The 26,802-nt window shown below is 52.4% G+C and carries 29 protein-coding genes and 1 pseudogene; 11 read left to right on the plus strand and 19 right to left on the minus strand.

What is annotated here, in order from left to right; translation table 11 throughout:
* Window positions 1-223: 223 nt before the first annotated feature.
* The 3 genes from MWU63_RS19445 to MWU63_RS19455 are packed head-to-tail and all read left to right on the plus strand — an operon-like array spanning window position 224 to window position 1,453.
* Window positions 224-562, plus strand: coding sequence for a metalloregulator ArsR/SmtB family transcription factor (locus MWU63_RS19445; RefSeq protein WP_213891400.1), 339 nt, complete (start codon window positions 224-226; stop codon window positions 560-562).
* Window positions 555-1,040 carry an SRPBCC domain-containing protein gene (locus MWU63_RS19450; RefSeq protein WP_213891402.1) on the plus strand — a complete coding sequence of 162 codons (486 nt, stop codon included), beginning with the start codon at window positions 555-557 and terminating at the stop codon, window positions 1,038-1,040. Before MWU63_RS19445 ends, MWU63_RS19450 begins: the two co-directional genes overlap by 8 nt.
* A complete protein-coding gene (locus MWU63_RS19455; protein ID WP_247079643.1) occupies window positions 1,037-1,453 on the plus strand; it encodes a hypothetical protein in 417 nt (138 codons plus the stop codon). The genes MWU63_RS19450 and MWU63_RS19455 overlap by 4 nt, the downstream gene beginning before the upstream one ends.
* Before the next feature lie 189 nt (window positions 1,454-1,642).
* Here MWU63_RS19455 and MWU63_RS19460 read toward each other — a convergent pair whose 3' ends face one another.
* The gene (locus MWU63_RS19460) at window positions 1,643-2,620 is read right to left on the minus strand and encodes a zinc-binding alcohol dehydrogenase family protein (RefSeq protein ID WP_213891405.1); all 978 of its coding nucleotides are present in this window, start codon (window positions 2,618-2,620) and stop codon (window positions 1,643-1,645) included.
* Window positions 2,621-2,966: 346 nt separating this feature from the next.
* On the opposite strand from MWU63_RS19460, the gene MWU63_RS19465 reads away from it, so the two are divergent.
* Window positions 2,967-3,668, plus strand: a complete 702-nt coding sequence (locus MWU63_RS19465) for a hypothetical protein (RefSeq protein ID WP_213891407.1) — start codon at window positions 2,967-2,969, stop codon at window positions 3,666-3,668.
* Between the two features lie 167 nt (window positions 3,669-3,835).
* On the opposite strand, the gene MWU63_RS19470 is transcribed toward MWU63_RS19465, so the two are convergent.
* From MWU63_RS19470 to MWU63_RS19495, 6 genes and pseudogenes are all read right to left on the minus strand, one after another.
* Window positions 3,836-4,645, minus strand: coding sequence for a class I SAM-dependent methyltransferase (locus MWU63_RS19470; RefSeq protein WP_247079645.1), 810 nt, complete (start codon window positions 4,643-4,645; stop codon window positions 3,836-3,838).
* A gap of 406 nt (window positions 4,646-5,051) precedes the next feature.
* Window positions 5,052-5,474 (minus strand): annotated as a pseudogene (locus MWU63_RS19475) (CIA30 family protein); the annotation flags it as partial.
* Between the two features lie 229 nt (window positions 5,475-5,703).
* Entirely contained in the window at window positions 5,704-5,862 is a 159-nt protein-coding gene (locus MWU63_RS19480; protein ID WP_213891413.1) for a DUF2256 domain-containing protein, read from the minus strand.
* A complete protein-coding gene (locus MWU63_RS19485) occupies window positions 5,849-7,381 on the minus strand; it encodes a cryptochrome/photolyase family protein (RefSeq protein ID WP_247079647.1) in 1,533 nt (510 codons plus the stop codon). The genes MWU63_RS19480 and MWU63_RS19485 overlap by 14 nt, the downstream gene beginning before the upstream one ends.
* A gap of 25 nt (window positions 7,382-7,406) precedes the next feature.
* Window positions 7,407-7,910 carry an aggregation factor core gene (locus MWU63_RS19490; RefSeq protein WP_213891416.1) on the minus strand — a complete coding sequence of 168 codons (504 nt, stop codon included), beginning with the start codon at window positions 7,908-7,910 and terminating at the stop codon, window positions 7,407-7,409.
* A 73-nt stretch (window positions 7,911-7,983) separates the two neighbouring features.
* Entirely contained in the window at window positions 7,984-8,469 is a 486-nt protein-coding gene (locus MWU63_RS19495; protein WP_213891418.1) for a fasciclin domain-containing protein, read from the minus strand.
* Between the two features lie 198 nt (window positions 8,470-8,667).
* Here MWU63_RS19495 and MWU63_RS19500 point away from each other — a divergent pair, with 198 nt between their 5' ends.
* The gene (locus tag MWU63_RS19500; protein WP_213891420.1) at window positions 8,668-9,144 is read left to right on the plus strand and encodes a CIA30 family protein; all 477 of its coding nucleotides are present in this window, start codon (window positions 8,668-8,670) and stop codon (window positions 9,142-9,144) included.
* Between the two features lie 186 nt (window positions 9,145-9,330).
* On the opposite strand, the gene MWU63_RS19505 is transcribed toward MWU63_RS19500, so the two are convergent.
* Window positions 9,331-9,627: a hypothetical protein gene (locus MWU63_RS19505; protein ID WP_213891422.1), complete on the minus strand. Its 297-nt coding sequence runs from the start codon at window positions 9,625-9,627 to the stop codon at window positions 9,331-9,333.
* 738 nt (window positions 9,628-10,365) lie between these two features.
* Between MWU63_RS19505 and MWU63_RS19510 the strand changes: the two genes are divergently transcribed.
* From MWU63_RS19510 to ubiG, 3 genes are all read left to right on the plus strand, one after another.
* Window positions 10,366-10,920, plus strand: a complete 555-nt coding sequence (locus tag MWU63_RS19510; RefSeq protein ID WP_247079649.1) for a response regulator — start codon at window positions 10,366-10,368, stop codon at window positions 10,918-10,920.
* Window positions 10,907-11,371: a DUF393 domain-containing protein gene (locus MWU63_RS19515; protein WP_247079651.1), complete on the plus strand. Its 465-nt coding sequence runs from the start codon at window positions 10,907-10,909 to the stop codon at window positions 11,369-11,371. The genes MWU63_RS19510 and MWU63_RS19515 overlap by 14 nt, the downstream gene beginning before the upstream one ends.
* Before the next feature lie 74 nt (window positions 11,372-11,445).
* Window positions 11,446-12,150: a bifunctional 2-polyprenyl-6-hydroxyphenol methylase/3-demethylubiquinol 3-O-methyltransferase UbiG gene (gene ubiG, locus MWU63_RS19520; protein WP_247079668.1), complete on the plus strand. Its 705-nt coding sequence runs from the start codon at window positions 11,446-11,448 to the stop codon at window positions 12,148-12,150.
* 110 nt (window positions 12,151-12,260) lie between these two features.
* Here ubiG and MWU63_RS19525 read toward each other — a convergent pair whose 3' ends face one another.
* Complete coding sequence (locus MWU63_RS19525; RefSeq protein ID WP_247079653.1) at window positions 12,261-12,638, minus strand: PAS domain-containing protein; 378 nt, start codon at window positions 12,636-12,638, stop codon at window positions 12,261-12,263.
* 431 nt (window positions 12,639-13,069) lie between these two features.
* On the opposite strand from MWU63_RS19525, the gene MWU63_RS19530 reads away from it, so the two are divergent.
* Entirely contained in the window at window positions 13,070-13,834 is a 765-nt protein-coding gene (locus MWU63_RS19530; RefSeq protein WP_247079655.1) for an SDR family oxidoreductase, read from the plus strand.
* Window positions 13,835-13,882: 48 nt separating this feature from the next.
* On the opposite strand, the gene MWU63_RS19535 is transcribed toward MWU63_RS19530, so the two are convergent.
* From MWU63_RS19535 to MWU63_RS19575, 9 genes are all read right to left on the minus strand, one after another.
* Complete coding sequence (locus MWU63_RS19535) at window positions 13,883-14,302, minus strand: DUF3010 family protein (protein WP_247079657.1); 420 nt, start codon at window positions 14,300-14,302, stop codon at window positions 13,883-13,885.
* A gap of 507 nt (window positions 14,303-14,809) precedes the next feature.
* Window positions 14,810-15,820, minus strand: coding sequence for an integrase family protein (locus MWU63_RS19540; protein WP_247079659.1), 1,011 nt, complete (start codon window positions 15,818-15,820; stop codon window positions 14,810-14,812).
* A gap of 221 nt (window positions 15,821-16,041) precedes the next feature.
* Complete coding sequence (locus MWU63_RS19545; protein ID WP_247079661.1) at window positions 16,042-17,364, minus strand: aspartate aminotransferase family protein; 1,323 nt, start codon at window positions 17,362-17,364, stop codon at window positions 16,042-16,044.
* Window positions 17,365-17,375: 11 nt separating this feature from the next.
* Window positions 17,376-18,014 (minus strand): isochorismatase family cysteine hydrolase, encoded by a 639-nt coding sequence (locus MWU63_RS19550; protein ID WP_213890993.1) that lies wholly within the window; start codon window positions 18,012-18,014, stop codon window positions 17,376-17,378.
* Window position 18,015: 1 nt separating this feature from the next.
* Complete coding sequence (locus tag MWU63_RS19555; protein ID WP_213890991.1) at window positions 18,016-18,795, minus strand: N-formylglutamate amidohydrolase; 780 nt, start codon at window positions 18,793-18,795, stop codon at window positions 18,016-18,018.
* Window positions 18,792-19,685 (minus strand): branched-chain amino acid ABC transporter permease, encoded by an 894-nt coding sequence (locus MWU63_RS19560; RefSeq protein ID WP_213890989.1) that lies wholly within the window; start codon window positions 19,683-19,685, stop codon window positions 18,792-18,794. The genes MWU63_RS19555 and MWU63_RS19560 overlap by 4 nt, the downstream gene beginning before the upstream one ends.
* A 1-nt stretch (window position 19,686) precedes the next feature.
* Window positions 19,687-20,403, minus strand: a complete 717-nt coding sequence (locus MWU63_RS19565) for an ABC transporter ATP-binding protein (RefSeq protein WP_247079663.1) — start codon at window positions 20,401-20,403, stop codon at window positions 19,687-19,689.
* 11 nt (window positions 20,404-20,414) lie between these two features.
* Complete coding sequence (locus tag MWU63_RS19570) at window positions 20,415-21,575, minus strand: ABC transporter substrate-binding protein (protein WP_246531842.1); 1,161 nt, start codon at window positions 21,573-21,575, stop codon at window positions 20,415-20,417.
* 28 nt (window positions 21,576-21,603) lie between these two features.
* Window positions 21,604-23,385, minus strand: a complete 1,782-nt coding sequence (locus MWU63_RS19575) for a branched-chain amino acid ABC transporter ATP-binding protein/permease (RefSeq protein ID WP_213890985.1) — start codon at window positions 23,383-23,385, stop codon at window positions 21,604-21,606.
* A gap of 114 nt (window positions 23,386-23,499) precedes the next feature.
* Here MWU63_RS19575 and MWU63_RS19580 point away from each other — a divergent pair, with 114 nt between their 5' ends.
* A complete protein-coding gene (locus tag MWU63_RS19580; RefSeq protein WP_348646257.1) occupies window positions 23,500-24,357 on the plus strand; it encodes a MurR/RpiR family transcriptional regulator in 858 nt (285 codons plus the stop codon).
* Window positions 24,347-25,660 (plus strand): glutamine synthetase family protein, encoded by a 1,314-nt coding sequence (locus MWU63_RS19585; protein ID WP_213890983.1) that lies wholly within the window; start codon window positions 24,347-24,349, stop codon window positions 25,658-25,660. Before MWU63_RS19580 ends, MWU63_RS19585 begins: the two co-directional genes overlap by 11 nt.
* 56 nt (window positions 25,661-25,716) lie before the next feature.
* Here the strand turns inward: MWU63_RS19585 and MWU63_RS19590 are convergent, their stop codons facing one another.
* Window positions 25,717-26,670 (minus strand): LysR family transcriptional regulator, encoded by a 954-nt coding sequence (locus tag MWU63_RS19590; protein ID WP_246531841.1) that lies wholly within the window; start codon window positions 26,668-26,670, stop codon window positions 25,717-25,719.
* Window positions 26,671-26,802: the final 132 nt, after the last annotated feature.

A 26,802-nucleotide genomic window follows, 5' to 3' on the forward strand; every position in this document is an offset into this window, starting at 1 on the left:
GTAAAACGTCCGCGTCCGATATTTCATCTCTAACACTCCATCTTTCCAAAAAGACTAAAGTGTTGCGACCACCCGTTGAAACCGCCGGGACTTTGCTGCCGATTAGTAGATATTCAGCAATGTCGGCTTTGGGAAACACTAGTGAATGCGAGATTCACAAGTTGGGTTGATCTCTGTATTATACCACTTGATTAATTAACCATGTGGTATATTAAATGCAGCTATGGATAAGTCTGATCAGCTTGACGTGGCCTTTGCCGCCTTAGCCAATCCGACCCGGAGAGCGATCCTTGCGCATCTGGCGCAGGGCGAAGCAACCGTAAACGCCTTGGCAGAGCCGTTCGATATGAGCCTGCCTGCAATCTCAAAGCATATCCGTGTTCTTGAAAATGCTGGTCTGATCACACGGGGTCGGGATGCGCAATTCCGACCCTGCACATTGAATGCACGACCGCTAAAAGTCGTCGCCGATTGGACCGATCAGTACCGCCACATCTGGGTCACGCGTTTTGACGTGATGAACGAAATTCTCCTGACAATGAAGGAAACAAGCGATGAGTGATCAACAAACTTGGGTAAAGTTACAGCGTGAATTTGATGCTTCGATTGAGAATGTTTGGAAAATGTGGACTGATCCAGAGCTTTTCAAGCAATGGTACGGCCCCATGGGGATGTCTGTTCCAACAGCCGAAATGGATTTGGTTGTCGGCGGAACACGCAAGATTTGTATGGAGATGAAGTCGCCTGAGCGCACGATGTCGATGTGGTTTATAGGTGTTTACAAAGAGATCAAAAGCCCGTCTCGCCTCGTCTATACTGAAAGCATGTGCGACGAAGACGGCACGATTATCTCTCCCCAAAGCATGGGTATGCCATCGGGGCACCCTGATATCACCGAAGTCATTGTTGAACTGAGCGAAGCCGGCGGCAAGACCACGATGACGATGGTTCACGTCGGTGTACCAGAGGGTTCAGCCGGTGAAGGTGGATGGAACCAAGCCTTCGATAAACTTGCGGAGCTCATGGGTAGTATAAAATGAGCGCGGAAGTCTCACGACGAACGGGCTGGAAGCCCATTCCTCTAGCGCTTAAGATTCTGTCTGTCGTGATGGTCGTGTGGGCTTTAGGATCGGCGATGAACCTACCAAACCTGATGGAAAACGGTTTGCCGGTGTTGGGTATATTTGTGTTCGGCATTGGCGCGTTTCTCGTAGTCCTGTTTCTCGATTTCATAGGGCCTGCGATATTCTTTTACGCCCTTTGGAATGGAAAACCCTGGGGCGTGAAGTGGGCCTTTTTCTACATTGGGTTATTCATTCTCAATGGGATTGTTGCTTTGCTCACTGTGAGCGACCGGCTTGGGCTTGCGCAAATTTTAGTGCCTAACCTCGTCAGTTTGCTATTCTTGGCTGTGATCTTCTGGAAGCGGTCCTATTTTACTAATGCTGACTGACATGCATTCGGAAAGTACAGCATGGCTACGCCCTTCTTTGGTTTGTGTAACTTGAGAAGCGGTCATTGGCTGCACCGCAGAATTTTTACACTCTGGGCTCACAGCAGTCATTCGCCGCGTTGCAACCCTAGGTCTGCTGTGCGGACTTTGTTGCCGTTCGTCCGGCTTGGTCAGATGTCTGCTATGCTCCTACGTCGTGACCACAATTTTTCCGCCTGCGGTATTTTCTTCCATCGCACGGTGCGCCGCGACGATATCATCGATGGAAAAGGTCTTTCCTATCGGCGGGATGAAAGTTCCCGCCGCTACGGCATCGACCGCTTGTTGCAATGGCGTCGAAATGAAGTCCTCAGCGCCGCCCGCGTAGGTCGTCAGGTTCACCGCTGTTGGGATCGCCCCCATCGGACTGAAGTGCTCAAGCTCCCATGCGTTCCCGACCATACCTGTCATACAGACGGAGCCGCCCATCGCGGTACATTGCAGGCTGTCCAGCAGCGTTGTCGTTCCGACAAGTTCCAAGACCCGATGCACACCTTCTGGATGGGCCGCCCTAACGGCAGGGGCAATTTCACCTCCGTCAATATAGACTTCATCAGCGCCATTCTTCAGTAGCATGTCGCGCCTGTCCTCTCGTCGGGAAGTCGCCAGCACGCGCAAACCTGCATTCTTGGCAATAATCGCTGCCGTCAAACCCACCGAAGTCGTGCCGCCGCGGATCAAAAGCGTTTCGCCGCTCTTAGCCCCGAGTGAGGTATGCAGTGACCCCCACGCGGTCTGAACCATCTCGGGCAGCGCCCCAAGGACATGCCAAGGCAGCGTTGTGTCAAGTTTCTGAACCTGCCCCACGGGGACGAGAGTATATTCGGCATAGCCGCCATCATATTGTCTGCCCATTCCGCCCATTGCGGTCGCAACCTTGTCGCCTTCACCAAATCCACCATCTGGTGCCGAGACAACCTCGCCCACCGCTTCAATTCCAAGTACACGGGGGAAAGGAACGTTCGGAGAATGTCCTTGACGGGTGAAAAGCTCTGATCTGTTCAACCCAAAGGACCGCACGCGGATCAGCACCCAACCAGGCTTCGGTGTTGGGATTGCCATGGTTTCCACGCTCAAGACGTCCGGCCCTCCGGCTTCGCGGACGACAACCGCTTTCATGCTGCTCATATTGCGTGCTCCTTATACCAAAGCCGACACTAGTCACTTCGCAAAGAATTGCCAGTTTTGGCTCAAAGCAGACTTTCTCTGCCGTCTGCACCGATGACTGCTATGCGGATAAAGCTGCCGTTTGCTAAGATAGTTAAAGCGTTCAACTTTGAGGAGTTCCGAAGTTGTCATAATTTGACTATGCGTTACCAAGTGAGCGCAGACATCTGCTTGTGGAGGTTCAAAATGACTGAAGAAAACGAGAACCTAAACAGCGTATATAGCGCAGAAGATTCCAACGCTGATCGCTCCCGCGTCTTCGATTGCGCAGGGTGGCATTGGCCGAAATTTTGACTGGTTGATCGCCGTGCTAGCCCGGATTTTTAGTTTTGTCACCAACGGGGTGCTCGCCGCGCTGGTTCTGGGCGTGGCTATTCCGGGAAACCACCGTGTAGCGATACCCCACGCCTATGGGCTTTCGGAAATCGCGCCACGCGTTTGGACCGATGCACCAGGTCGCGCGGGTGAGCTTCTGGACATTGCTAACGCATCGCGCGCGAGGGTGATCGACTTTTTCGGCGATGCCGCGCACCCGACACTCATTCTCTGCACCACACGGGTCTGTGCACATTCTTTCGGCATCGGCGGGAACGGGCTTTCCATAGCCGATATGGCGGTCATGGTCAGCCCAGGAGGTCTGACGCAAGGAACACTCACGCATGAGATGACCCATTCGCGGCTACACCGGTCAATGGGTATTTCGAACCTTGTCCGGCAGCCGTATCCGACGTGGTTCGACGAAGGGCTTGCGACCCATGTCGCAAATCATCCTATCTGGCATGGTCAGATCACTGCCTCCGACAGAGCGCGCGTGCGTAGAGTGCGTAACTTCTGGAACTGGGGCGACGCCTATCGCGCTCTTGGCGTTGGCCGCGCATATAGAGCCGCAGCCACCGAGGTTGCGCGCATTGAACGAAAGGCCGGGCATGCCGGGCTTTTGGAACTCATCGCCCGGGCCGAGGCGGGCGAGGATTTCGACACCATTTTGGCTGAGATGCTTGCCCGATAATCATCCCTCGGTGGACTGAGACGCGCTCTGCTTCAGCGTTGGGTGGTCAGACCCTGATTTCGTGCCTGCGCTTACAAAGTCGACAATACTGGTCTGTGCGGGAATTTGACTGATTTATTCCAAATTAGAAGAACCCTAAATCGGCAATGTGTGCTGCGCGGTCCGACTTAGGATGGGCGGCGAGCAACTACCATCATTGGTATCAGTCGGCCCTCTTGATTTGACTGAATCGAGTTCTGAATTCTTGCGGGCATATCGTCGCCCATTGCTGGCGCTCCCCCGATCGTCCCCGACGGCGGCGGACCGCCAGGTTTTGAGCTTGCCACCGAGGCTTTATCTTCAATTTCAACAAATCCGGCGGCCGACAACACATCTATGATTTTCTGTGGAGTTTCCAAAAAGCTGACATCCGGAGTAAGCGCCCAAGGCAACGGATAAATCGGCGGCGCGTTCGGGCCATCAGCAAGATGGCTGAATGTGAATATTCCACGTGGTTTGAGAACACGAAAAGCTTCGCTGAACATCTTAGTCTTGTCAGCCACATTCATCGATACATTCTGACTTAAAACCACATCAAAGCTATGATCCTCGTAAGGAAGCTCAGTAACGCTTCCAACTGTTACGGTGATTTTGTCGTCAAGACCAACCTGTTCGTTTAGTTGGTGGGCCACTTCGACGAATTCAGGCGTAAGGTCGATTGCGGAAACCTGACAACCGTAGGTGTCTGCCAGATACCGGCTAGGTCCGCCGATACCACAGCCGGCGTCAAGAACTTGGCAGCCAAATGGTATTTGAGCAAGTTCGGCTTGAACTTCAGTCGTTGTCAGACCTCCGCCATGCAGGTGATCAAGCTCGCTAAGCATTGAAACTGTCAGGATGTCGGAATCGTGACCTGCACTAGAAAGCGCCTCACGTATGCGCTCCATCAGATTGTTGCGGGTATAGTGGTCGACGACCGAATTAGTTTCGGATTTCATGACAGCCTCCCTATGGACAGATACCACTGTAGCGATACCGACTCCAATTGTGCAAACCCCGTGTGGATCCGAATACGAAAACCAGTACCGTCAATTTGGGCTCAAAGCAGAAGTTCGCTGCAGTCTGCGCCAACGACTGCTGAGCGGGACTAAGCTGCCATCCGAGGCGGTGTTCGCAGGGTCTGTTTACCGCCCGAAGCAGTCATTCACCACATTGGTCAACGCTGCGCCGAAGCTTTCGAATTATTAACATTCATGCTCTTCGCAGCATTTCCGGCAGAAGCGTCAGTCAGTGGACGACACTCCCACTAGATATCGCGGGGTAAGATGTCGTTGTGCTGATTGGGTATAAGATTATCGCCATACATTTTTTTCAGTTCTTTGTTCGGAGAGGAATTTCCTTGGATCAATAGACTCCTATGGCACGCACAGACAAATCTGCGTTGTGGTCTCGTCCAAAGGCAACGACGGCAATGCTACGAACATCTGAAATCTTGAAGGATTGGCGTAAAAGCCCGCCGTAAGGAGCGAATGCCTCGAACGGAATGCGCACTTCCCGCCATGCTTGAGATGTATCAAATTCGGCTTGATACAATTGCCACGGCAAAACAGTCCACTTTGTTCTGAGGTGCAGGTAGTAAGGTTGATCGTTGCCGCGCACATTCAAAATGATGCCTTGCGCGGTGTCAGGCAATGGCGCATCCAACTTGGTACGGGCCTGAATAAATCCGCCGCGGTTGGCCGTGCTGACGCGGCCAGTCAACCGCAAGACGGGCTTTTCACCAACGGTCTCGAATGTCGTGCTGCCTTCCGAAACCCCACCCATAACCTGATCGCTGAAGTAATCTCAAAGGGCGGGTTCAGACAATGGGAATTCAATCATAGCGTTCTCGGCCGAGCCAAGTGATGGAACAAGCAGAGCGACAACCAGCGCCAGCCTTCGCAAATTAAGTGAGCGCATGTGTTACTCCTTTGTCCTTCTAGATGTGATAAGCCAGCGCGGGAAATGCAACGGTCGTAGGCAGTTTGCCGCAAGGTTGAGAGAAGAGCCATTCGGGTCATTGCATCCCTTCGTTTGCTGCTGACGTCTTTCGCGTGGCGCGACATTTGGCAGAGCAATAGCGCACGTCTTCCCAAACCTTTTCCCACTTCTTGCGCCAGCTAAAGGGCCGTGCGCACACGTGGCATATTTTCTGCGGAAGGTTAGCCTTTTTCATATGCCTCAATCTCGTTGAAAAACCTTTCAGTATCCGCGCGGATCGCGCTTCGCTTCTCGTCCGTCATGCGATCCAGACCTTTATAAGCAAATCCCATCCTTGGATTGCCACGCAGTTTGGCTGCGTTGCGGTCGATAAAGTCCCAATACAGATAGTTAAACGGACAGGCTTTGGGGCCGTTTTTTACGGAGGGATTGTATCGACAAGACTCGCAGTAATTCGACATTTTGTGAATGTAGGCACCGCTGGCCGCATAGGGTTTTGACGCCAACAGCCCGCCATCCGCGAACAAGATCATGCCACTCACGTTCGGTAATTCGACCCATTCGTATGCATCCGCATAGACCAATAGATACCAGTCATTGACCTGCGCCGGGGCGAGACCTGCGATCAATGCAAAGTTGCCCAAGACCATCAACCGTTGGATATGATGGGCATAGGCGTTCTGCTTGGTCTCCGTAATGCATTGGCGCATGCAGTTCATCTGCGTGTCGGCAGTCCAGTAAAATTCGGGCAACGGGCGCTTGGCTTCAAGGACATTCATCGACTTATAGTTGGGCATTTTGAGCCAATAGATGCCGCGCACGTATTCACGCCATCCCAATATCTGCCGAACGAATCCTTCAACAGCGTTCAGCGGCGCGCTCCCGTCATGAAAGGCCGCCTCTGCACGGGTGATACACTCCAAGGGGGTAAGAAACCCGCAGTTCAAATAAAGCCCGATGTGACTGTGGAACATCCATGGTTCGTCTTGGACCATTGCGTCCTGATAATCCCCAAACAGCCTCAGCCGCTCATCAACAAACATATCCAGAGCTTGCAAAGCAGCGCCGCGCGTCACGGCGAAATGAAATGGATAGATATCGCCGAAGTGGTCGGGAAAATGTTCAGCCACAAGCGCAATGACGTCTTGGGTGATGTCATCAACATCCGCTTGAAATGGGTCAGGTACCTTCAGGTTTTGAGGTGGGGATTTGCGATTGTCTGCATCATAGTTCCACTTCCCGCCGATCGGCCCGTCATCGGACATCAACACAGCATGTTTGCGGCGCATCTCGCGGTAGAAATGCTCCATGCGGAGCTGCTTGCGATCTTTGGCCCAAGCGGCAAATTTATCCGTCGTACACAGGAAGCGGTCGTCAGGACGGATTGTAACTGGCAAGCTCAGCGCATCAGACCATTGCTTCATCTCTGCCAGCAAGCGGTATTCACCCGGGGCTGTGACAATGACCTCGGAGATGTCATACACATCCGTTAATCGAGCAACCTCGTCGCGCAAAGACCCCGTATTTTTTGGATCGTCGTATGCGACGTAGTGGACATTGAACCCTTGGCTCACGAGTGTTTGCGCGAAATGGCGCATCCCAGAAAACAGAAACACGATCTTCTTTTTGTGGTGTTTGACATAGGTCGCCTCTTGGCGGACCTCACACATCAAAATCAGATCTTCTTTCGTGGCATCAGTAAGGCTCGCGACCGAAAGCGATAACTGATCGCCTAGGATTAAACGAAGCTTCATGACTGCGCTTTGTTTTGCAGTGTCTTCAAGACAAGCAAGCGGCCGTGGGCAACACCAACTCGGCCTTCGTGTCAAACACGGATGACACCCGATCGCGCGCTGTGATCAATGTTGCCGTGGCACCGTTGATCTCGCTATCTGATACAGTGATTTCGCGCACACCATTCGTGTCATCAACGTCAATCGTGAACGCAATTCTTTGCGCCGGGTCCAAATTATTGATCAATAGCGTCGCGGTTTGATCACCATCAGAGATGGTAGGTAGGCTGGTCAAAAAATCTGCGCCTTCGGTCACCTCAAAGGGCTGGAACACCTCCACACCCGCACCCGACCCTGACACGTCAAAGATCAGCCCCGCGCTTGTCCCCTGAAAATCAATGACCAACTCCGAAGTCCCGATCGCACAGGCCCCTTGGTTTGTAACGATAAAAGTATCCTTCGGTGCACGTTCCAAAAACTGGACGCGCACGTCAGCGAAAGATGGTCCTGCGAAGACGGCTGCGCAGGCTGCGATTGAAAAAACCTTCATGCTCACTCCAAGTTTGTAGTTTTGTAGGAAAGGGGTCGGTCGCCCGCGAAACGGGCGACCATTCAAACATTGTTTACTTGGGCAAAAGCACGGCATCGACGACGTGGATTACTCCGTTAGAGGCCTCAATGTCCGCAGTCACAACATTGGCACCATTCACCGTTACGCCGCCTTCGGTCATAATTTTGAGGTCACCGCCCTGCACCGTAGGAGCCGCCATGTCGTTGCTTAGGTCGGTGCTCATCACCTTGCCTGCGACAACATGATAGGTCAGAATCGCAACCAATTGGTCTTTGTTTTCGGGGAGCAAGAGCGACGCAACAGTGCCCTCTGGCAGGGCGGCAAAAGCTTCATCTGTGGGTGCAAAAACCGTGAACGGACCTTCTCCTTTAAAGGTGGCAACAAGGCCAGCAGCCTGAACTGCTGCAACGAGCGTTGTGAAAGATCCTGCGCCAACGGCAGTGTCGACGATGTCTTTGGAATGACCATCTGCAAACGCCATTGAAGCGGTGGAAAAGGCGGCTGCTGATGTGAGGGCAATAAAAGTACGGCGGATCATCTTAGTTCTCCCATGAGATTTATCACCAGCACCTTGCTGGATAATATAGTTACGGGTCGGAGTCGTTTTTGGTTCACTCAAATATGGGAAAGTGGTCACCATAAAGATCAAAACCGGCCTACAAGCGACATCAGGTGTGACGTGGTTCATATACCGCTACAGTGCAGAGAACGCAGGATAAAAGGAGCGATCTAGAACATGCAACTTCACCCTCATTGGGAATTCGTGGCCGACACAGTGATGGGTGGCGTATCTACAGGGAACGTCACTCATGAGATATTTGAAGGGCGAGAGGCAACCGTTCTACGCGGAGAAGTTTCTCTCGACAACAATGGTGGATTTATCCAAATGGCGTTTGATTTGTGCCAGGATGGCTCGAGCGTGGATATTAGCGCCTGGGACGGCATTCAGGCGACCGTATGGGGGAACAGTCATATCTATGACTTCCGGCTACGTACGGCGCAGTTAGCTCGATCTTGGCAATCCTTTCGCACTGACTTCGAGACCAAGTCTGAATGGCAGACTGTCCAAATACCTTTCTCATCATTCATCGCGCATAGAGTGGAAGCGTTGTTTGACCCAACACGCCTTCGGCGCATCGGAATAGTGGCAATAGGTCACGAGTTTAGTGCACTCGTTGCCGTATCAAGCATCGGCTTTTATTCCGCCTCATAGGCGTCCGCACTTGCCCCCTAAACTGAAACGTCTGGTAGCTCGCAACAAACACAAGGGCCATGGCGCATGCAGCATCCGACACATTGGGCTCAGAACAATCATTCGGTGCTACTAGGGTGTTTCAGAGTGCGAAATGGCCGGGTCGCATGAAAACGTGAGCGTTCGCTGCGCTGGCAGCTATTTCAGCTAAACGTGTTCGTCATCATTGCTACGACCCGAACCGAATACAAACATCTTCGGTTTCTTTGCAGCCGTGGTGTAAGTTGCGACCGTAATTGCTGCAGCCGCAATCAAGACAGTGTGCCCGAGAATACTTACTGCAAATATCGTGTAGCTCCCGATAGCGGTAGCAAAAGCAACAGCCCACATGAATGCCAAAGCCTGAAACACATAGTGTCGTGTCCCAACATCGGGAATGTTACGAAGCGGGCTGACATTAGCATCAAATATGAAATTCCATCCGTTAACGACAAGCTGTTTCATCTGGCGTTCCTTTCTAATCCGGCAGCCCACTTCTGGAACGCCGTTTGTTTCCACGTGTTTTCTATATTTATGTTACGGAAGAATGCTCGCTATGGATCACTTATCCTTTCCGTTGGAGAGGCGATTCACGTTAGTATGGGTGCCGTTCCACCACTTAAAACTGAGGCACTTCACTTGTTTCGCCAGGGGGCTCTGAGTAGCAAGGAAACGGCATTCGGACGAGGATGTATTGATGCTACTGCGCGCTATTGAGTTTAGGTCGGCGGGTGGCAGTAATTTTGCATCGGCCTGTCGCGGTATCGGGATCAGCGATGTCACGTAGTATAATCGGCAAAATGGCTTGGCGGAATGGAACGATAACAACCGTCGAAGATGCACTGCCTGGAGAAGGCGAATGGGCGCCTCAAATAGATCGTGGCGGCGCTTAAACTGGACAAGCAGATCCTTAAAGAAAGTCTGAGCTACCTAGATCCCAGAGCCTGACGACTAACCGCCGCTGCTCCATTGATGAGACCAAGGTATGGAAGGACGGTCAACTCGGCCAGATTTCAATTACACCGCAATTCTACGAAATCGACCTGTACGGTTTAGGACCTACAGCCTAGTCCCCAAGAGGACACCAGATCGACCCCGCTGTACTTGGAAGTTTGAACAGCTAGTCATTTGGTGGAGCGACGGATTGACGCGATGGCAATCCAGCCAGCGTCGGGCTCCGTATACAACTCAAAGGTGCTCAAAATGTTGGATATCATAGACAATAATTCGATGCTCATCGTCGAAGATGATGATGCCCTGCGTGACCGCCTCGCAATAGCCATGCAGAAACGCGGCTTTGAGGCCCGGACAGCCGCCAGTGTGGCCGAAGGGCTCGCAGCGATCGAACAGGACGTTCCCGGCTTTGCGGTCATCGACCTGTGGCTGCTCGATGGCAGCGGTCTCGATGTCGTGAGATCGTTGGAAAAACACGACCCCGAGGCACGGGCGATCATTTTAACGGGATATGGTGACATTCCTACCGCTGTTGCAGCGGCGCGCATTGGTGCTGTGGACTATATTGCCAAGCCAGCGACGGCCGACGAAATAGTCGACGTTCTACGCGCACCGAAAGATCAAGTTCCTCCGGCACCGGTCAATCCGATTTCGCCGAACGAGGCCCGCATAGAGCATATTGAGCATGTTTTTCATGAGGCGGGCGATAATGTTTCATACGCAGCGCGGCTTTTGAACATGCACAGGCGCACTCTACAGCGCATCCTTAAACGTAACGGAGTGGCAGCCGATGCAACGCAATAAGACGGGCCTGATCGTCCTGCAGGCGGTACAAAACTTTCCTTTGGCAGGCAACGAAACCGAAGGCCCAACCCTCTATTTCGACGGCTCTTGTCCACTCTGCTCGGCCGAGATCAATCATTATGCATCGCGGGACGGAAGCGACCAACTCACGTTCGTCGATGTGTCCGGCAAGGATGCCGACCTTGGAACAGGGCTTGCATGCGGCGACGCAATGCGCCGTTTCCATGTGCGGCTGCCGGATGGCACCTTGTTGTCTGGCGCACGCGCATTCGTGGCGGTTTGGGCGGCCTTGCCCGGTTGGGCGTGGGCGGCCCGGCTGGCCAAAATTCCGGGCGTAATACCCGTACTAGAAGTAGCTTACCGCGGCTTTCTTCCGGTCAGGCCGGCGCTTTCTAAGGTGGCGGGATACATTGGTGTTCGGGCGGCAAATACCCCAACGGACAGCCTGTGAGGCAAGCGAAAGACACCCATATCGCACGTTTACCATCCCGTCTCTCACCAGCAGGAGCGAGCATGACTGGAACAATGCGCAATAATCTCGAGATCTATGACGAGGTCGCAGGCCAGTGGTGGTCGGACGACATCCGGTGGGTCCGCACGCTGAAGAACCTCGTTCCCGGACGCCTCAAGTGGTTTGATCGTCACATCGACTGGCGTGGATTGGATGTGCTTGATCTGGGTTGTGCGGGGGGCTTCATGGCAGAAGCACTGAACGACCGTGGCGCGAATGTCACCGGGATCGACCCGGCCGCGCAGGCCATAGACGCCGCGCGCAGCCACGCAACCGCGTCGGGCAAGTCGATCCGGTATGATGTCGGTGCTGGAGAGAACTTGCCCTATTACATCGGGCATTTTGATGCCGTCGTCTGCGTCGATGTTCTGGAACATGTCGACGATCTGACCAAGGTGCTGGCCGAGGTCGAGCGCGTCCTGAAACCCGGTGGCACCTTTCTGTTCGACACGATCCACCGCAACCCCATCTCGCGCCTTGGTATCATCACCATTGCAGAAAACATCCTGCTCCTTCTGCCCAAGGGCACCCACGACCCCGAACTTTTCATCAAACCGCGGGAGTTGCGCGTTGCCATCGAGAACGCGACCCTTGTGCCGGGCCCGATAACAGGGCTGGGCCCACGCGGGATCAACCGACGCGGTGATCTGGTCTTTGGGCCTCTGCCCTTGCAAAGCGTCATATACTTGGGGCTCGCCCGCAAACCGAAAGGACCGTGATGTTTGAAATTGCCTTGCTGACGCTCTCGGTTCTTATGACGCTGACGCATGTCGCAGGTGCCGCGCTTGTCATCCTGCGGCTTTCAAATGGATAGTCAGGGGCGTGTGGGTCAGATCGGATTCTGGGCACCGGCGAAGAACATCAGACGACCGCTAGGGTCATAGATCGGTCTGATCCGCAAACGATTCACAAAGGCCGAACCGTCTTTGCGGTAATTCAGGATGTCGATTGTGAACCGCGTTTCTGCCCTAAGGCCTTGGCGAATCGCCTCGATCGCATGCGGGTTTGTCTCCGGGCCTTGCAGGAACCGGCAGTTATTTCCGACAGCTTCCTTAGGCGTATACCCGGTGTGCGTCTCAAACTCGTCGCTGACATAAATCATCGGATTATCGCGCAAGGATGGATCCGAGAACACAACGCTCATTTCGGTTTCATCGTCTTCCAGAAGAGACCTGAGTTCGTCTTGGGTGAGATCAGATCGTATCACGGTGTAGCGTCTCCACAATTAAATCTACGGCATTTGACCACCTGCAAAGTAAATTTTGCGATTTAATGGCCCCTTTTTCGACCCCGTCAATATCATTCGCGCAAACGCAGGTCCACACTTTGAGTCACGTGCGGTTTGCATCCAGAGTTGGCTCTAAGCTCAAATAGACCCGACGACTGCTTTACAACGCATTACCGCCTTTCGGACATCCCGCAGCAGTCGACACATTGGGCTCAAAGCGGTAGTTCGCCGCTCCTTACACGAACGACCGGTTTGGGTCGAAACTCAGGCAACCCACCCCATCGACGGGTCTCAAGGCAATAGTGAGGTGAGCAGCACCGGGTCCAGATGACTTGGCGAGCCTTAGGCGGCGCTATAACATATGCGGTATCGCGGTTTTTGGGCCGCAAATGCCCAAATTGGGAGGCAGCATGGATTTCTCTGAAAAAGTTGTTTTGGTCACCGGAGGCTCGCGCGGCATAGGCGCGGCAACGGTCAAGGTAATTACTTCTTCTGGCGGTTCGGTCGTCGTTCACTACGGATCGAACCAGGATGCCGCCGAAAAGCTTAGGTCCGATATAGGACACGATAGTTGTCACCTTGTAAGAGCGGACCTCGGCGATGCCGGCGCAGCCTCCGGACTTTGGAGCGATGCCTTGCAGTGGAAGGGAAAGATCGACGTAGTGGTCAACAATGCCGGTGTGTTCCTTACCGAAGATCGAACAGGACCCGATGAGGCCTGGCGGGAGTTGTGGCTGCGGACCCTGCAGATCAATCTGATTTCTGCGGCTGATTTGAGCCGGGAAGCGATAAATCATTGGCTGCATGCAAAGGTAGGTGGCTCCATCGTGAATGTGGCCAGTCGCGCGGCGTTTCGCGGAGACTCTCCGGATCACTGGTCATATGCAGCGTCCAAGGGTGCAATGGTATCGCTAACCAAGACCTTGGCACGGGCTTATAGTGGCAACGGAATCTACACTTACGGCGTTGCACCAGGGTTTGTCCTAACCGACATGGCACAATCAGAATTTGACCACGATCCAACACTTCGGCAACGGCTGATAAACGAAATTCCTTACGGTGAAATTGCGCCAGCGGAAGAGATTGCGAATGCGATTTGTTTCTTTGCATCTGGATTGGCAACTCATGCCACCGGTCAAACACTCGATGTTAACGGTGCTTCCTACGTCCGCTGACAGCGCCAACAAACCGCCACCCGCAGGGTGGCTCAGCCAGGTTGGAAATCAGCCCTTGGTCAAGGCATAAGCGCCGGCAAGAAAGGCGTTCTTCAAGTAAACCAGTAGCTTCTCAGGATATATCTCTACTTCTCTCTTCGCAAAGTGCGAGAGTGCCACGGGACTGACGAATCTGGTGTCACATCCTTCTACGAGTTGGATGAGAGTTTCGATTTTGAAGGATACGGCTCCACCAGCCATTCTGCCTTTTTTGGCACGGGTTTTGACCGCAAAGGTATCTATTTGGTTTTCGCGAGAAAACTCGTGAAGAGCCGCCAGGAATAATCGCAGATCCGCCTCGGATGTGTCATCCTCGAGCTCTATTCGTGTGGTCTTTAATCGAAGCATCTCCACGTTGCCTTCATCGTTCAAGTGGACAACGGCAAGCCGAACCTCCTGTGCCGATATCTCACATCCGCATACTCTCATGTGTTATTCCTTCATGTGACAAATCCACATTAACACTTTTCTGACCTGAAGAACCAAATCCTCGATACTGCTTTTCAGTGCTGATATATGGGCTTTTTTTCTCAAATCGGCGGGCGTGTAAACTGAGCTACCCGCGCCGGTACGAAAAGGGGGGTTTTAGTTTTTCGATACCCCCCCCTCCCCTTGGTATTCGGAGAGGAAACCTGAAGGCCCACGTCACCTACTCCAACCATTGACTGCAACTATTCTTCATCCAGTGCTTCGAGCAATTTCCTGACAGCTTGATCATAGTCTAGCGTTCCGTTCATGAATGAAGTTCCGATGTTGCTGAGCTCTTGCTCTGGAATCTTCATCAGTCGCCCCCATCCCAGTGTTCTTCCCCCAAGCAGATCGACCACTTTTAAATGAACCGCTTCTAGTTTCTTAGCACTTTCTTTTGCACTAACCTCTGCCCTTGGTGACGATGCGAATGCGCCAGAATTCCTTCGGTCAAAGTACCTCTTTTCTTTATTCTTTTCTTCTTTCTGTTTGTCGGCAGATACCTTCCGGTAATTGAAACGCTCTACCGACGATCTCTTCCAATACCCCCGCTTCCATCGCTACGGTCGCAAAGGTACGCCTGTGGGCATGAGGACCCCATTTCATCCGCTCGGGTTTGCCAACATATCCTGATGAAGATTTGGGAGACGGAAACACCCACTCCCGACTGAGCCCACGCAAGGGTGCCAGGATTTCATGGTGGAACTGCAGTATGGGCAAATCAAAGCTACGCCCATTTTTCGTCAGCGGTAGGTGGATGTGATCTTCACACACATTCTTCCACTCCAGAGACAGCGCCTCGGCCTTCCGAAGCCCCGTAAACAGAACAAGTTCATAGAAGACCTTGTGAATTGGATTGTGGAGGTTGTTCACCGTCACGCGCCATTGCTTGAGGTCTTCAATGATCGTGCCGTTGGGCCGCTCTTCATACCATTCGATTGCCATCGTCGGGCATTCCGGCAAGCCGATCGTCCGGCGCGTGTGATTGTAGACAGTTCGAAAGTACTTCAGCGTATGGTTGGCCGCCGACGGTGTCTTCGCCATTTCCCGATGACGGGTGGCAACCATTGATTTGCTGATCTCATCCAGCGGCAGTTTTAACCAATCCTTCAAATGTCGACTGAACTGCAATCTCATCCCGGTCTTGTGCGCTTCCGATCGCAGTTTCGGCCGCATCAAATAGGCTTCCATCGCAGCCTCCAGCGTGGGTGCCCCAATCTGGATTTGCTTACCAGCCCCCCTGCCCCAATCCAGGGCAAACGCAAGTGCGGTCTGTCGGGCCGCCTGCGCCGAGATAACCGGAAAGCGCCCGATCAAAACCCGCTTGGTCTGACCGCCTACATCCTTCTGAAAATACCAAGTCTTGGAACGTTTGCCGACAAACAGCACAAGCCCCCGGATCTCGCTGTCCCGGTGCTTGTCCGTGCCCGCTTTTGTCTGGGGAACCTTGAGGGCGAAGGTCTCTGTGAGCTTTGGCATTTTGTCTGCTTTTTGTAGTCCCTGAAGTTTCAAAAATCTCAGAAAAACACGGCGAGAAATTTGTGTGCAAGTAACGAAGCGGTTTAACCGTTCAAACGGATTAACAAACTTAGCTTAGGCAAGGGCAAGCAATGCATTGATATTATTAGCAATTAAATGGTCTAAAATCTTTCAGGACTTCTGCATCCACAATTACTCAAGCGTCCTTAAACAAAATAGACTTACCAGCCCGTAAATTCGGCAACAGCTTCATCTGAAACATTTCCTGCAATCGCATCTTCGATTGAACGTAGAATTATTTCTGTTCCTTTGTCCGCTTCTTCGCGGGTCAAAGTTAGCGGAGGGGTTAATTCCAACACATTTGACTGCATGCCAACGTAGTAGAAAACCGCACCAAGTTCCCAGGCGCGGTAAACAACTTTGCGGGTAAGGTCCGTCGCTGGCGTTTTTGCGTCATTGTGGACTAGCTCGATCCCAATTGCGAGACCACGCCCCCGCACATCACCTATCACCGGTTGTCCGGACTGCACGCTCTTAAAGGTTTTTATCAGGTAATCACCTGTTTCAGCGGCTTGCGTGATCAGGTTTTCGCGTTGAATTGTATCCAGAACAGCCAGAGCCGCTGATGCGCAAACCGGGTTTCCATGCAAGGTTTGCATCGAAAACGAGACTGTAACATTCATGATTTCTGCGGGGCCAATAACCGCAGAAATTGGCAAACCACCGCCAAGACCCTTGCCCAAAACAACGATATCGGGCGTAAAATCTTCCCACTCAAAACAATTCATCTTACCGGGGCGGGCAAGCCCTACTTTGACCTCGTCGCATACTGTCAGAATTTCATATCGCGCACAGAGCTTTGCCAGCTTTCGCAAAAACCCCGCAGGAGGAACGATCAACCCACCATCAGCTTGTATCGGCTCGATGAAAAATGCAGCGACCTCTTCTCCGGGACAAGAGGTTTCAAGCAGAGTTTCGATATGAACAAGCAAGGCATTGCCGTTTGGGTCACCCTCATAGGGTCGGTACGGGTTTGGATAAGGCACAAGGGTGAGACCGCCGGATTTCGCAACACCTTCTTGCGCAGAATGGCCCGATATCGCCATCGAGCCCTGCGTGCCGCCATGATAGGCCCCCGTGAAAGCAAGAATTCGGTTGCGACCTGTCGCAGCGACCACTGCCCGTGCGACAGTTTCATTCGCGTCGCTTCCGGAATGCCCCAACCAGACGCGTCGCTCGCCCGACCCCGGAACAATTTGCAACAAACGTTCCGCTAACATTACTGCGGGCGCATTGGTGGAGGACAATATCGACGCGCCGGCCTGCGATTGCAGTGCAGAGTCAACACTCTGACGGATAGCCGGGTGACCATACCCAAGGCTGGCAGCACCCCAAGCACCCGAGAGATCAAGCAAACGTCGGTCGGAATCGTCGATCACATAGCGCCCATCGCCGCCTCTCAGCGCTAATGGAAAGAACCGCAATTTTTGCAACGCCGAAACGGACTTCCGGTCGCGATCATAGAGCGTTGCGTCTGACGTCATGGTTCCACCGTTTATGCTTGTAGTTCCGAGATCAGCTCGTCTGTTGTGACTTGCCGACAGTATCCTTTGATCGTTGAGACAGAATTATCGTGCCGTGCCTGAGTATAGGTCAGGCAGGCGTCCGTTACCTGCGTAACCAGATAGCCCAAATCACAAGCATCCCGGATTGCGCTTTCGACACACTGGTCGGTCAGAAGCCCAGAAAGCACCAATTGCTTAACTCCAAGATTGCGCAGAACGTAGTCGATATGCGTAGAAACAAAAACTGAAGAGGATGACTTTGGAAATACCATCTCGTCCCCCTCGGGTGCGATCTGGTCAATCACTTTGCCGTCCCATGATCCCTTTGGCACGTTAAAACCGGTTATCTTGTAATCAAGACTGCGGTCACGCCCATCCAGCGTCAGACTTTCAATGGTTGTATACATGACTTCGACGCCGGCCTTTCTGGAAAAAGCCTGTAGCCGTTGCATGTTTGAAATAATACGCGTTTCAAGCTGATCAAAATACCAGCCATATTTTTCTTCAAACTTTGCGGGAAGCAAATCTGAAAACTCGGCGCCATCACGATGCGCACTGAAATTCTGAACATCTATGAACAGAAGTGCAGAGTCTTCCGGCACCAGAGGAATATCTCTTGTAAGGGTCATCTCATATTTCCTTGAGTAAGCGATCAAATGCGTCCGAGAGTATCTCAGCCCAAAAAGCCTGCCCTTCAGACGTTTCGATATGGTCATTGCGAATTTCGATGAGGCTGTGTGACAGCCCGCACGCTTCGCCGTGATTTGGCACGAACCAATCAGAGACATCGTCTATCTGATAGGGCTGATTCATGCCTATTTTCAGTTCCGGTCGCGCGTCGGCCACAAACTTTGCCAAACATTCTGATGTGCGGGTGTCCCTGCGATAAAGAAACCCAATATCCCAAGGACGGTTCACACCGCTCATGGACCTAGTGAAACTATGTATCGAAAACGTGGCGCGGCGGGGGAAACTGGAAAGCTGTTTGGACACAACATCCTGAAACGGATCAAAAATCTCCTGTACGCGTGCGTTGCGGGATTGTGCATCCAGTAACGAATTCCCCGGAATTGATATTCCGTCACTGATCTCCGGAATTGCGTCTGGTGCTCCCGTCGGTCTGTTGCAATCAATCACCAGACGGCTGTAGCGCTGAAGCACGGCAGGTGCCCCCAAAATATGCGCTATGCGCCGGGTCACACCCTCGGCCCCGATGTCCCAACCAATGTGGCTATCCAGCGCTTCAGTGCTTATTCCCAAATCGCCCAGCCGTTTTGGAAGAGCTTGCCCGGCATGTTCGCAAACCAGAAGAACCGGATGGGTGGCTTCCGCATTCACAACTTCGACCGGGGCTGGATCATCAGGCCCAAGAAGTTGGGTATCAGTTACGTCAAAATGAACGAGGCTCATACCTTTATTGCTTTCAGGGCGGCTGACGGTATCAACCCATTCGGCCGGAACAGCAAAACAAGAACGACGATCCCAAGGCCTATAGGTTCACGGAATTCTTGAAATTCATGTGGTAAAAACGCCGCTAGGTAAATTTCGATAAAGCCGAGCAGGAACCCTCCGGCCACCGCTCCACGTAAACTGCCCAACCCACCAAGAATTGCGGCAATAAAAGCTTTTAGAACTGGCATAAATCCCATCAACGGGTCTACTGACGCGCGCTGACTTACCCAAAGCACAGCAGCAACACCTGCCAGCAGACCTGACAAAGCAAAGGCCCCGGCAATTACCGTATTCGCGCGAATACCCATCAATCGCGCCACACCAAAATCCTCGGCGGCTGCGCGCATGGCGATTCCGGTTTTCTGGTGTTTCATAAACCGATCAAGAACAACCAGCATCACGAGGGTTGAGACGATCGCAGCAATTTTGTTAACACCGATTACAAGACCACCAATCGTTACACTGTCAGACAAAAGTTGAGGAAGCAGAACCGGTTGCGATCGCGTTGAAATCAGGTTTTGAAAGAGTACCTGCAAAATCATCGCGACAGCAAAGCTCGTCACAAGCATTGTCGCCCCGGAACTGTTCCTGACAGGGCGAAACGCAATACGCTCCATAAGGACCGCAGCAACCATCGAGGCCGAAATAGCAAGCGGGACAGACAACAGGAACGGCAATCCCGCCAACCCACAATACATCAAGACATACCCGGCAATTGTCATCAGTTCGCCGTGGGCGAAGTTGATCAGGCCCATGATCGAAAACACCACCGCGAGCCCAAGTGCCAAGAGGGCGTAAGTGCCGCCTAGGGCAAATGCATTGACGGTTTGTTGTAAAAACAGGTCCATATCATTCACCTCCCAGATAGGCAGATTGCAAGGCATCTGATTGTGAAAGCTCAGATGCGCTGCCTGCCGCAACGATCTTTCCACTTGAAAGGACATATCCGCGGTCTGCGATGTTCAAAGCCATCGAGACATTCTGCTCAACAAGGGCAAGCGTGACACCTTGTTCGCGCAGCAAAGATATCAAATCAAATATCTGCCCAACAATTTTGGGCGCAAGCCCAAGGGATGGTTCATCAAGCAAAAGAAGGCGTGGATTGCTCATCAGCGCGCGGCCTACGGCCAGCATTTGTTGTTGGCCGCCCGAAAGAGTACCTGCAAATTGGTCTCTTCGTTCGTGGAGGATCGGAAAAAGCGTATACACACGCTCCCAGGCGTCGTTGACAGCGTCTTTGTCTTTGATGCTGTAAGCCCCCATTAACAGGTTCTCTGAAACGCTTAGTGTTCCAAAAACATGCCGACCTTCGGGTGACAAAGTCATCCCTGCTGGCGCAAGTGTTTCGGGCGGCCAATCGGTGATATCGGAACCGTTAAATGTAACTGTCCCGCTTGCAACGGGCACAAGCCCGACAAGCGCATTAAGTGTCGAAGATTTGCCAGCGCCATTAGCGCCAAGGAAGGCGACGATCTCGCCTTCCTTGATTTCAAAGTCGATTCCACGCACCGCTTCGATAGGGCCGTACCGTACTTGCAACGACTGAACTGAAAGAAGAGGTGCCATGATATCTGACCTTACTGCATGCGTGGTGCTGGGATCAGCGAGGCGTCCGGGCTGGGCTGACCTACAAGTTCACGCGCACCGTCTTTCACACGAATAAGGGTGACTTCACGCACTGGCATGCCGTCTGTCCCCTTGTAGGTGATAAGGCTGGTTGCGCCCTGTACGTTTTCAAGATTTGCAATCGCATCCCGCAGTTCTTTTGGATCAGTGGAACCGCCCGCCGCGATCACCGCAGCTTCCAGCACTTTCACCAGATCGTAACCAACTGCGTTGAACACGGTTTCCGACGGGTTGCCGGTAATTTGCTCGTACTTGGCGTTAAAGGCTGCCAAAGGGCTGCCCTCGGTCGCGTGACCTGCGGTGGTGAAAACTACGCCTTCCCCAACATCACCAAGCGAGAAGGTCGTCGGGCTGTCAATCCCGTCAGATCCTATCACCTGGCTTGTCACACCTGCTGCCCGCAACGCTTTCAGCATCGATGGAAAATCAGGCTCGTAGGACGATGTCATAATTACGTCAGGTTGCGGTGACAATGCCGCGATCCGCGTTGCTATAGCTGAAAAATCCTGTTGGCCGATGGAATGTGTATCCTGCCCCAGTATTGTTCCGCCAAGCTTTTCAAACACTTCAGAGAAATAGAGCGGCATTGTCGTGTACTGAGTATCAGGTGAGTAAACAATGTAAGCAGAGGTATGCCCCTGTTCATATGCCCAGCTGGCGGAGACTGTCGCCTGAACGTTGTCTCCTGGGAAATTGGCGAACATGTACTCCCCACCAATCATAGGCAGCGTTGGCGAAGAGGCGCAGGTTGAAATGGCCGGTATTTCCGCCGAGGAAACGATACCGATAGCTGCAAGCGCCGGATCTGCATCGCAGGGCAGAATCAGCACAGATACGCCTTCGTCCACCAGCTCCTGCGCTGCAATTGACGTTTGCGCAGCATCAGAACGTACATCTTTTTCAATGAGCTCAATCATCACATTGCCGCCGATTCCACCGGCAGTGTTGATTTCGTCAACAGCTATGTGGAAACCCTCGACGACAGGCGAGTCATAGCCAGCAAGCCCACCCGACTGGGCCGTGGCTAAACCGATGCGCAGCGTTTCTGCTGCTGCTGGCATGCTAAACGCTGCTGCACCAAGCATTGTTGAGATAAGCAGGAATTTTTTCATTGGTTTTCTCCATCTGTTGTAGTGACAGTCAGTCTTTGTTTGGGCCCAGATAGGCCTCGATTACGGCGGGGTTGTTGCGAATTTCTGACGGTGAACCTTCGGCTATCAGGTGCCCTTCGTTCAAAACCGCGATGCGGTCACATAACTGGTTGATCAGCTTAAGATCATGGTCGACCAACAGAACCCCGATCCCCAACTCTTTCGCTAGCATCCGCAGCGTTTCCATGAGGCTGTCCGTTTCTTCCCAGTTCATTCCCGCTGCAGGTTCATCGAGGAACAGAAGCGACGGCAGACAAGCGAGCGCACGCGCGATTTCTACGCGGCGCTGATCTCCGTAAGACAACGTCCCGGCGTCATCATGCGCATGTCCGATGACACCCATTCGTTCAAGCGCAGCATCCGCACGAGCGGCGGCATTTACACCGCCTTTAGTTGACAACGCTGCAACCAGTACATTCTGATGTACGGTAAGATTTGGAAACAAACGAATGTTCTGAAAGGTGCGCGCGATACCCCGATCCGCAATTTCGTATGACACCAACCCAGACAACAATTCCTTGCCCCGGTGAAACTTTCCACTCGAAGGCTCTAAAACACCGGACAACATGTTCATCAAGGTTGTTTTGCCGGAACCGTTCGGCCCGATAAGTCCCATAATCTCGCCCGGCCGCAATGAGATTGATACATCGTTTACGGCGGTCAAACCGCCAAATCGCATGGTCATTCCTTTGGCAATCAAAGGCTGCGTGTCTTTTGTAGGCTGTTCAGTAGATGCAGTGACTTTGACGGCATGTGGGCGGGAAAAAACTCTTTCTTCCCATTCTTTCAAACCAGCAAGGCCTTCAGGCTTGCGAAACATGGCAAATAAAATAATTGCCCCGATGCCGATCTGCGTCGTTCCAAAGACTGCAGGCATCTCAAAACCAGCGAGTGAAAACCCACCTTCAAAACGGCGCAAAACCTCTGTCACAACTGTTATCGCGACGGCCCCTGTTACGGCACCTGTAACCGTGCTCATTCCACCGACAATCAACATTGCAAGCAGTAGGAATGTATCTGTGAAAAAGAACTTCTTAGGGCTGATCGCGCCAAGAAAATGCGCAATGAGAGCGCCAGACAATGCCATCAGGGCCGCGCTCAGCACCCAGGACACAAGGCGTTCTCGCCGTATACGAACGCCGACCGCACTTGCGGCAATTGCATTCTCCCGGCCAGCACGAAGACGCAAACCTGAGACGGAATCCCGATAGAGCCGCGCAATGATCAGCGCAAACATGCACCCGATAGCTGCTGACCAGAGTGTGGTTTCACGAGGGATTCCGAAAAACGTTTGTGACCCGCGCGTAACATCACGCCATCCGATCAACACACCATGTATAATGATCAACAACCCAAGCGTCGATATTGTGGCGGCGGACCCTTCAAGCTTTCCAAGAGCGATACCAATCAGCAAAGCCACAAAAACTGTAAGCATGATTGCGATGACTGAGGCCGGGAACAAGCCAATCTCTGTCGTTGCAAGCCAGTCTGGCAACTTAGGCAGGGTCGCCACTTTGAGATTGGCCGGCAAGGTAAGAAGCGATGCTGTATAGGCCCCGATCCCCATAAAGGACAGATGCCCAAAACTCAGAATGCCGCTATTACCACTATAGACCCCCATTCCGACCACAGCGATCAGTGAGATGAAAAACACGGTCAGTATCCGCTCGCTTGCCGCGCCGAGCGCACTTGCCAACAGCGAAGCGAGAACGATAGCAATCACAATCGCAAGAACAGAAGAAATTATGTGCTGGCGCGGTGAAGTTAGCATAACGAATCCCAGAAATTTTACCCTTTCAGTTTTGACTATATTTTTTCATAGTCAAGATTTTTTATAAATTTGACAATTTATTTCCAAAATGCTTTTTGGTACATAAAAGGAGTCATGATGCAAGTTCGAGATCGAATTGAAGAACTCTCTGAAGAGCTGACCGTGACAGAACGCAAGCTGTGCACCGCATTGCTGTCAGACTATCCTTTTGCCGGACTCGAACCGATTCAATCCCTTGCCGAGATGACCAAAACATCCCCTCCAACAGTGTCACGCTTTGTGACCAAACTTGGATTCAACGGGTATCTGGACTTCCAGCGCCACTTGATCAGCGAATTGAAAGAGGGGCAGCGTTCTCCGGTTGATCTGCAAAAAACCAGCAAACCAGTTCAGGGTGCATTTCTGGCGAGCTTTCTCGGGCGCGCGAATGCATTGCTTCAGGAAACCTCCAATGCTGTATCCGAAGCCCAGTTCGAACGGATTTGCAGCTTGCTGTCGGACGAAACGCGCAACATTTACGTCGTTGGTGGACGGATGAGCGACGCACTTGGCCTTTATTTGTCGCGCCATCTGCGACAAGTCAGAAGTAAAGTATATCACCTGCCATCTGATCCAGAAGTCTGGCCTGAATACCTGCTGAGGATGCGGCCAAAAGACGTGCTGGTTGTCGCAGATTTCCGCCGCTACCAACGCAGTCTTCACGCACTTTCGGAAAAGGCAGCAAACACGCGCAATGTGCAAATTGTCCTGATGACCGACAAATGGCTTTCACCGGTTTCCAAACACGCGTCCGAGGTACTGGCTGTTCCGATTGACAGCGGCACTCTGTGGGACAGTTATGCTGGCGCGATGGCACTGATTGAGGCGATAGTGACCCGAATCGCGGAAGCGAGTTGGAGCAAGACAAAAACCCGTATCGAAGCATGGGATTCGATGAGACTGGACTTTGGAGAACCGACCGATGATCAATAACCCGCTGATTTTTGCTGCTACTTCTGACCTTGCCGGAAAAACGCGCGGCAAAGCCTTTCCTGTTGCTGATCTTGAAAAACGGTTGCGAAAAGGTGTTGGTTGGACCCCAACAAACGTTATGATCACCTGCTTTGATGCCATCGCTGACGGCCCATTTGGAGCTTTGGGAGATTTGTTGCTGATCCCCGACTCCGGCACAAATGTCGAGGTGGATTTTCAGGATGGCGGCCCAACAGAGCGCCTTATGCTGGGTGACATCACGGATCTTGAAGGCAATCCGTGGGAATGCTGCACGCGTTCAATTCTGAAAGGTGCTCTGGAGCGGTTGAAAGCAGTGGGCGGTATCAGCCTCGTTTCAGCTTTTGAGCATGAGTTTCAATTCAAAGGCCCAACATCAAACCGAGGTGAAGCTTACTCTTTAGCTGGGTTCAGCGATCGCCGCGTCTTTGGCGAAGCGCTGATGTCAGCACTCGAATTTTGTGGGCTTGAGCCAGATACTTTCATGAAAGAATACGGTGCCAACCAGTACGAAGTCACCAACGGTCCCGATCAGGGTGTTCGTTCTGCTGACGCGGCTGTGATTTTACGGGAACTGACCCGCATGACCGCAAAACGTCTGGGAGAGGAAGTGACCTTCACCCCAATCCGCGATCCTGCTGGTGTCGGTAACGGCGTGCATATCCACATGAGTTTTCTGGATCAGAGCGGCGAACCAGCCACCTACGCCGGCGACGGGCCTGCTGGAATGTCGCCAGTCACTGCCTCTTTCATAGCCGGAGTTCTTAAATATCTTGATAGCATCATTGCATTGACAGCGCCCTCTGATGTCTCCTATCTACGCCTAACCCCGCATCGTTGGAGCGCGGCGTTCAACAATCTCGGTTTCCGAGATCGGGAAGCATCCGTGCGCATCTGCCCAGTCACGGGGACCGATCCGAAAAGTATCGCGCGTCAATACAACTTCGAGTACCGGGCTGCAGATGCGGCAGCATCCCCTTATTTGGCCCTGTCGTCAATTCTTCATGCCGGTGCGCAAGGGATTGAAGACGCGCTACCTGCCCCGGCTGTGACTGAAGAAGACCTCTCACTTCTAACAACCGAGGAATTGGAGCAACGCGGATACGTCCGCTTGCCCCAGTCTTTGGAAGAAGCATTGCAGCGATTTGAGAACAACAAAACTGTTTGCAACTGGTTCCCAAAAAACTTCGCGGCGGTGTACATCGCCCACAAAAGAGGTGAATTATCGGTCCTCGACGGGATGAACGAAGAAGATAGATGTGCCGCTTACGAAGCTGTTTATTAATTTCTGAATGGAGAAAAGCGTTCTACTTGTTGATCAGTAAATCTTATTTCCAGATTTCAGTCGTAAATGCGTTTGGCCATCGGCACTTCTTTCAGCAATAGGTTGATCGATGCAACCAACGCCATTTCTGCCGGGTTCATACTTCGCATTGGGTTCGTCAAAAAGTAAAGATCAACCGCTGGTAAGTTCGAGTATGGTGGCAATTGCCACAACTGGCCAAGATCGACGTCTTTTTGTGCAACATGCACGGGCAAAGCACCCACTCCAATCCCGGCTATAATCATGCGACGTACCTCGGGTAAGTTTGCTGAAATTCCCTTGAGATCGGGCTTCAGCAAAGCCATCTCTCTGAGTTGCGTAACTGAATAGAGCGGACCACTTTCCACATCGGTTTGAAATGAAACGGAACTTTCACCCTGCAACTCGGAAATCTTGATCCGCTCTTTCCCAAATAGTCGATGGTGCGGCCCACAGTATAGTCCAAAGTATTCGCGAAACAGGACACTGGCTTTCAGTGCGGGGTCTGGCTCTCTCATCAGACACAAGCCCATAGTTGCCCGGTTTTGTCGAAGGCGGTTAAGTACCTCCAGGCTTTCTGCAACCGAAATGGAATATGTAGCATCAGGGTGGACTTCATTGAAACGTTCAAGCGTTTCGTCGAAATGCGGTGACACCACATGGCTGGTCATCACAATACTTATGTGACCACTTATCCGGCTCTCTGCTTCCGTCATTAAACTCGGAATTTGTGACACCGACCCAAACATGGTGCTGCATTCACGATAAAGGATCTGTCCTGCCTCAGTGACAGCAAAATGACTCGGACGACGGTCGACCAAACGCTTGCCCACCGTGTCTTCCAATCGTTTCAAAGCGCTGCTTATTGTGGGTTGAGTAACGCCCAGAAAATCGGCTGCGCGGGTGATGCCCCTTCGGTCCACAACCACCATGAATGTGCGAAGCAAATTCCAATCCAGATTCCAAGGGAACCTCTGCTCGTAGGGTTTCATTATTAATCTCATCAATGTACTAAATAGATAGTATTTGTTTGCATTATGTAGAGCCGGCATGCAACAGATTTATGAGAGCGAAAACGAGAGCCGCTTCTGTTCACGCGGCCCGCTCACGGAAACACTGACAGG

This window comes from Pseudohalocynthiibacter sp. F2068 (assembly GCF_023015645.1).
GTDB lineage: Bacteria > Pseudomonadota > Alphaproteobacteria > Rhodobacterales > Rhodobacteraceae > Pseudohalocynthiibacter > Pseudohalocynthiibacter aestuariivivens.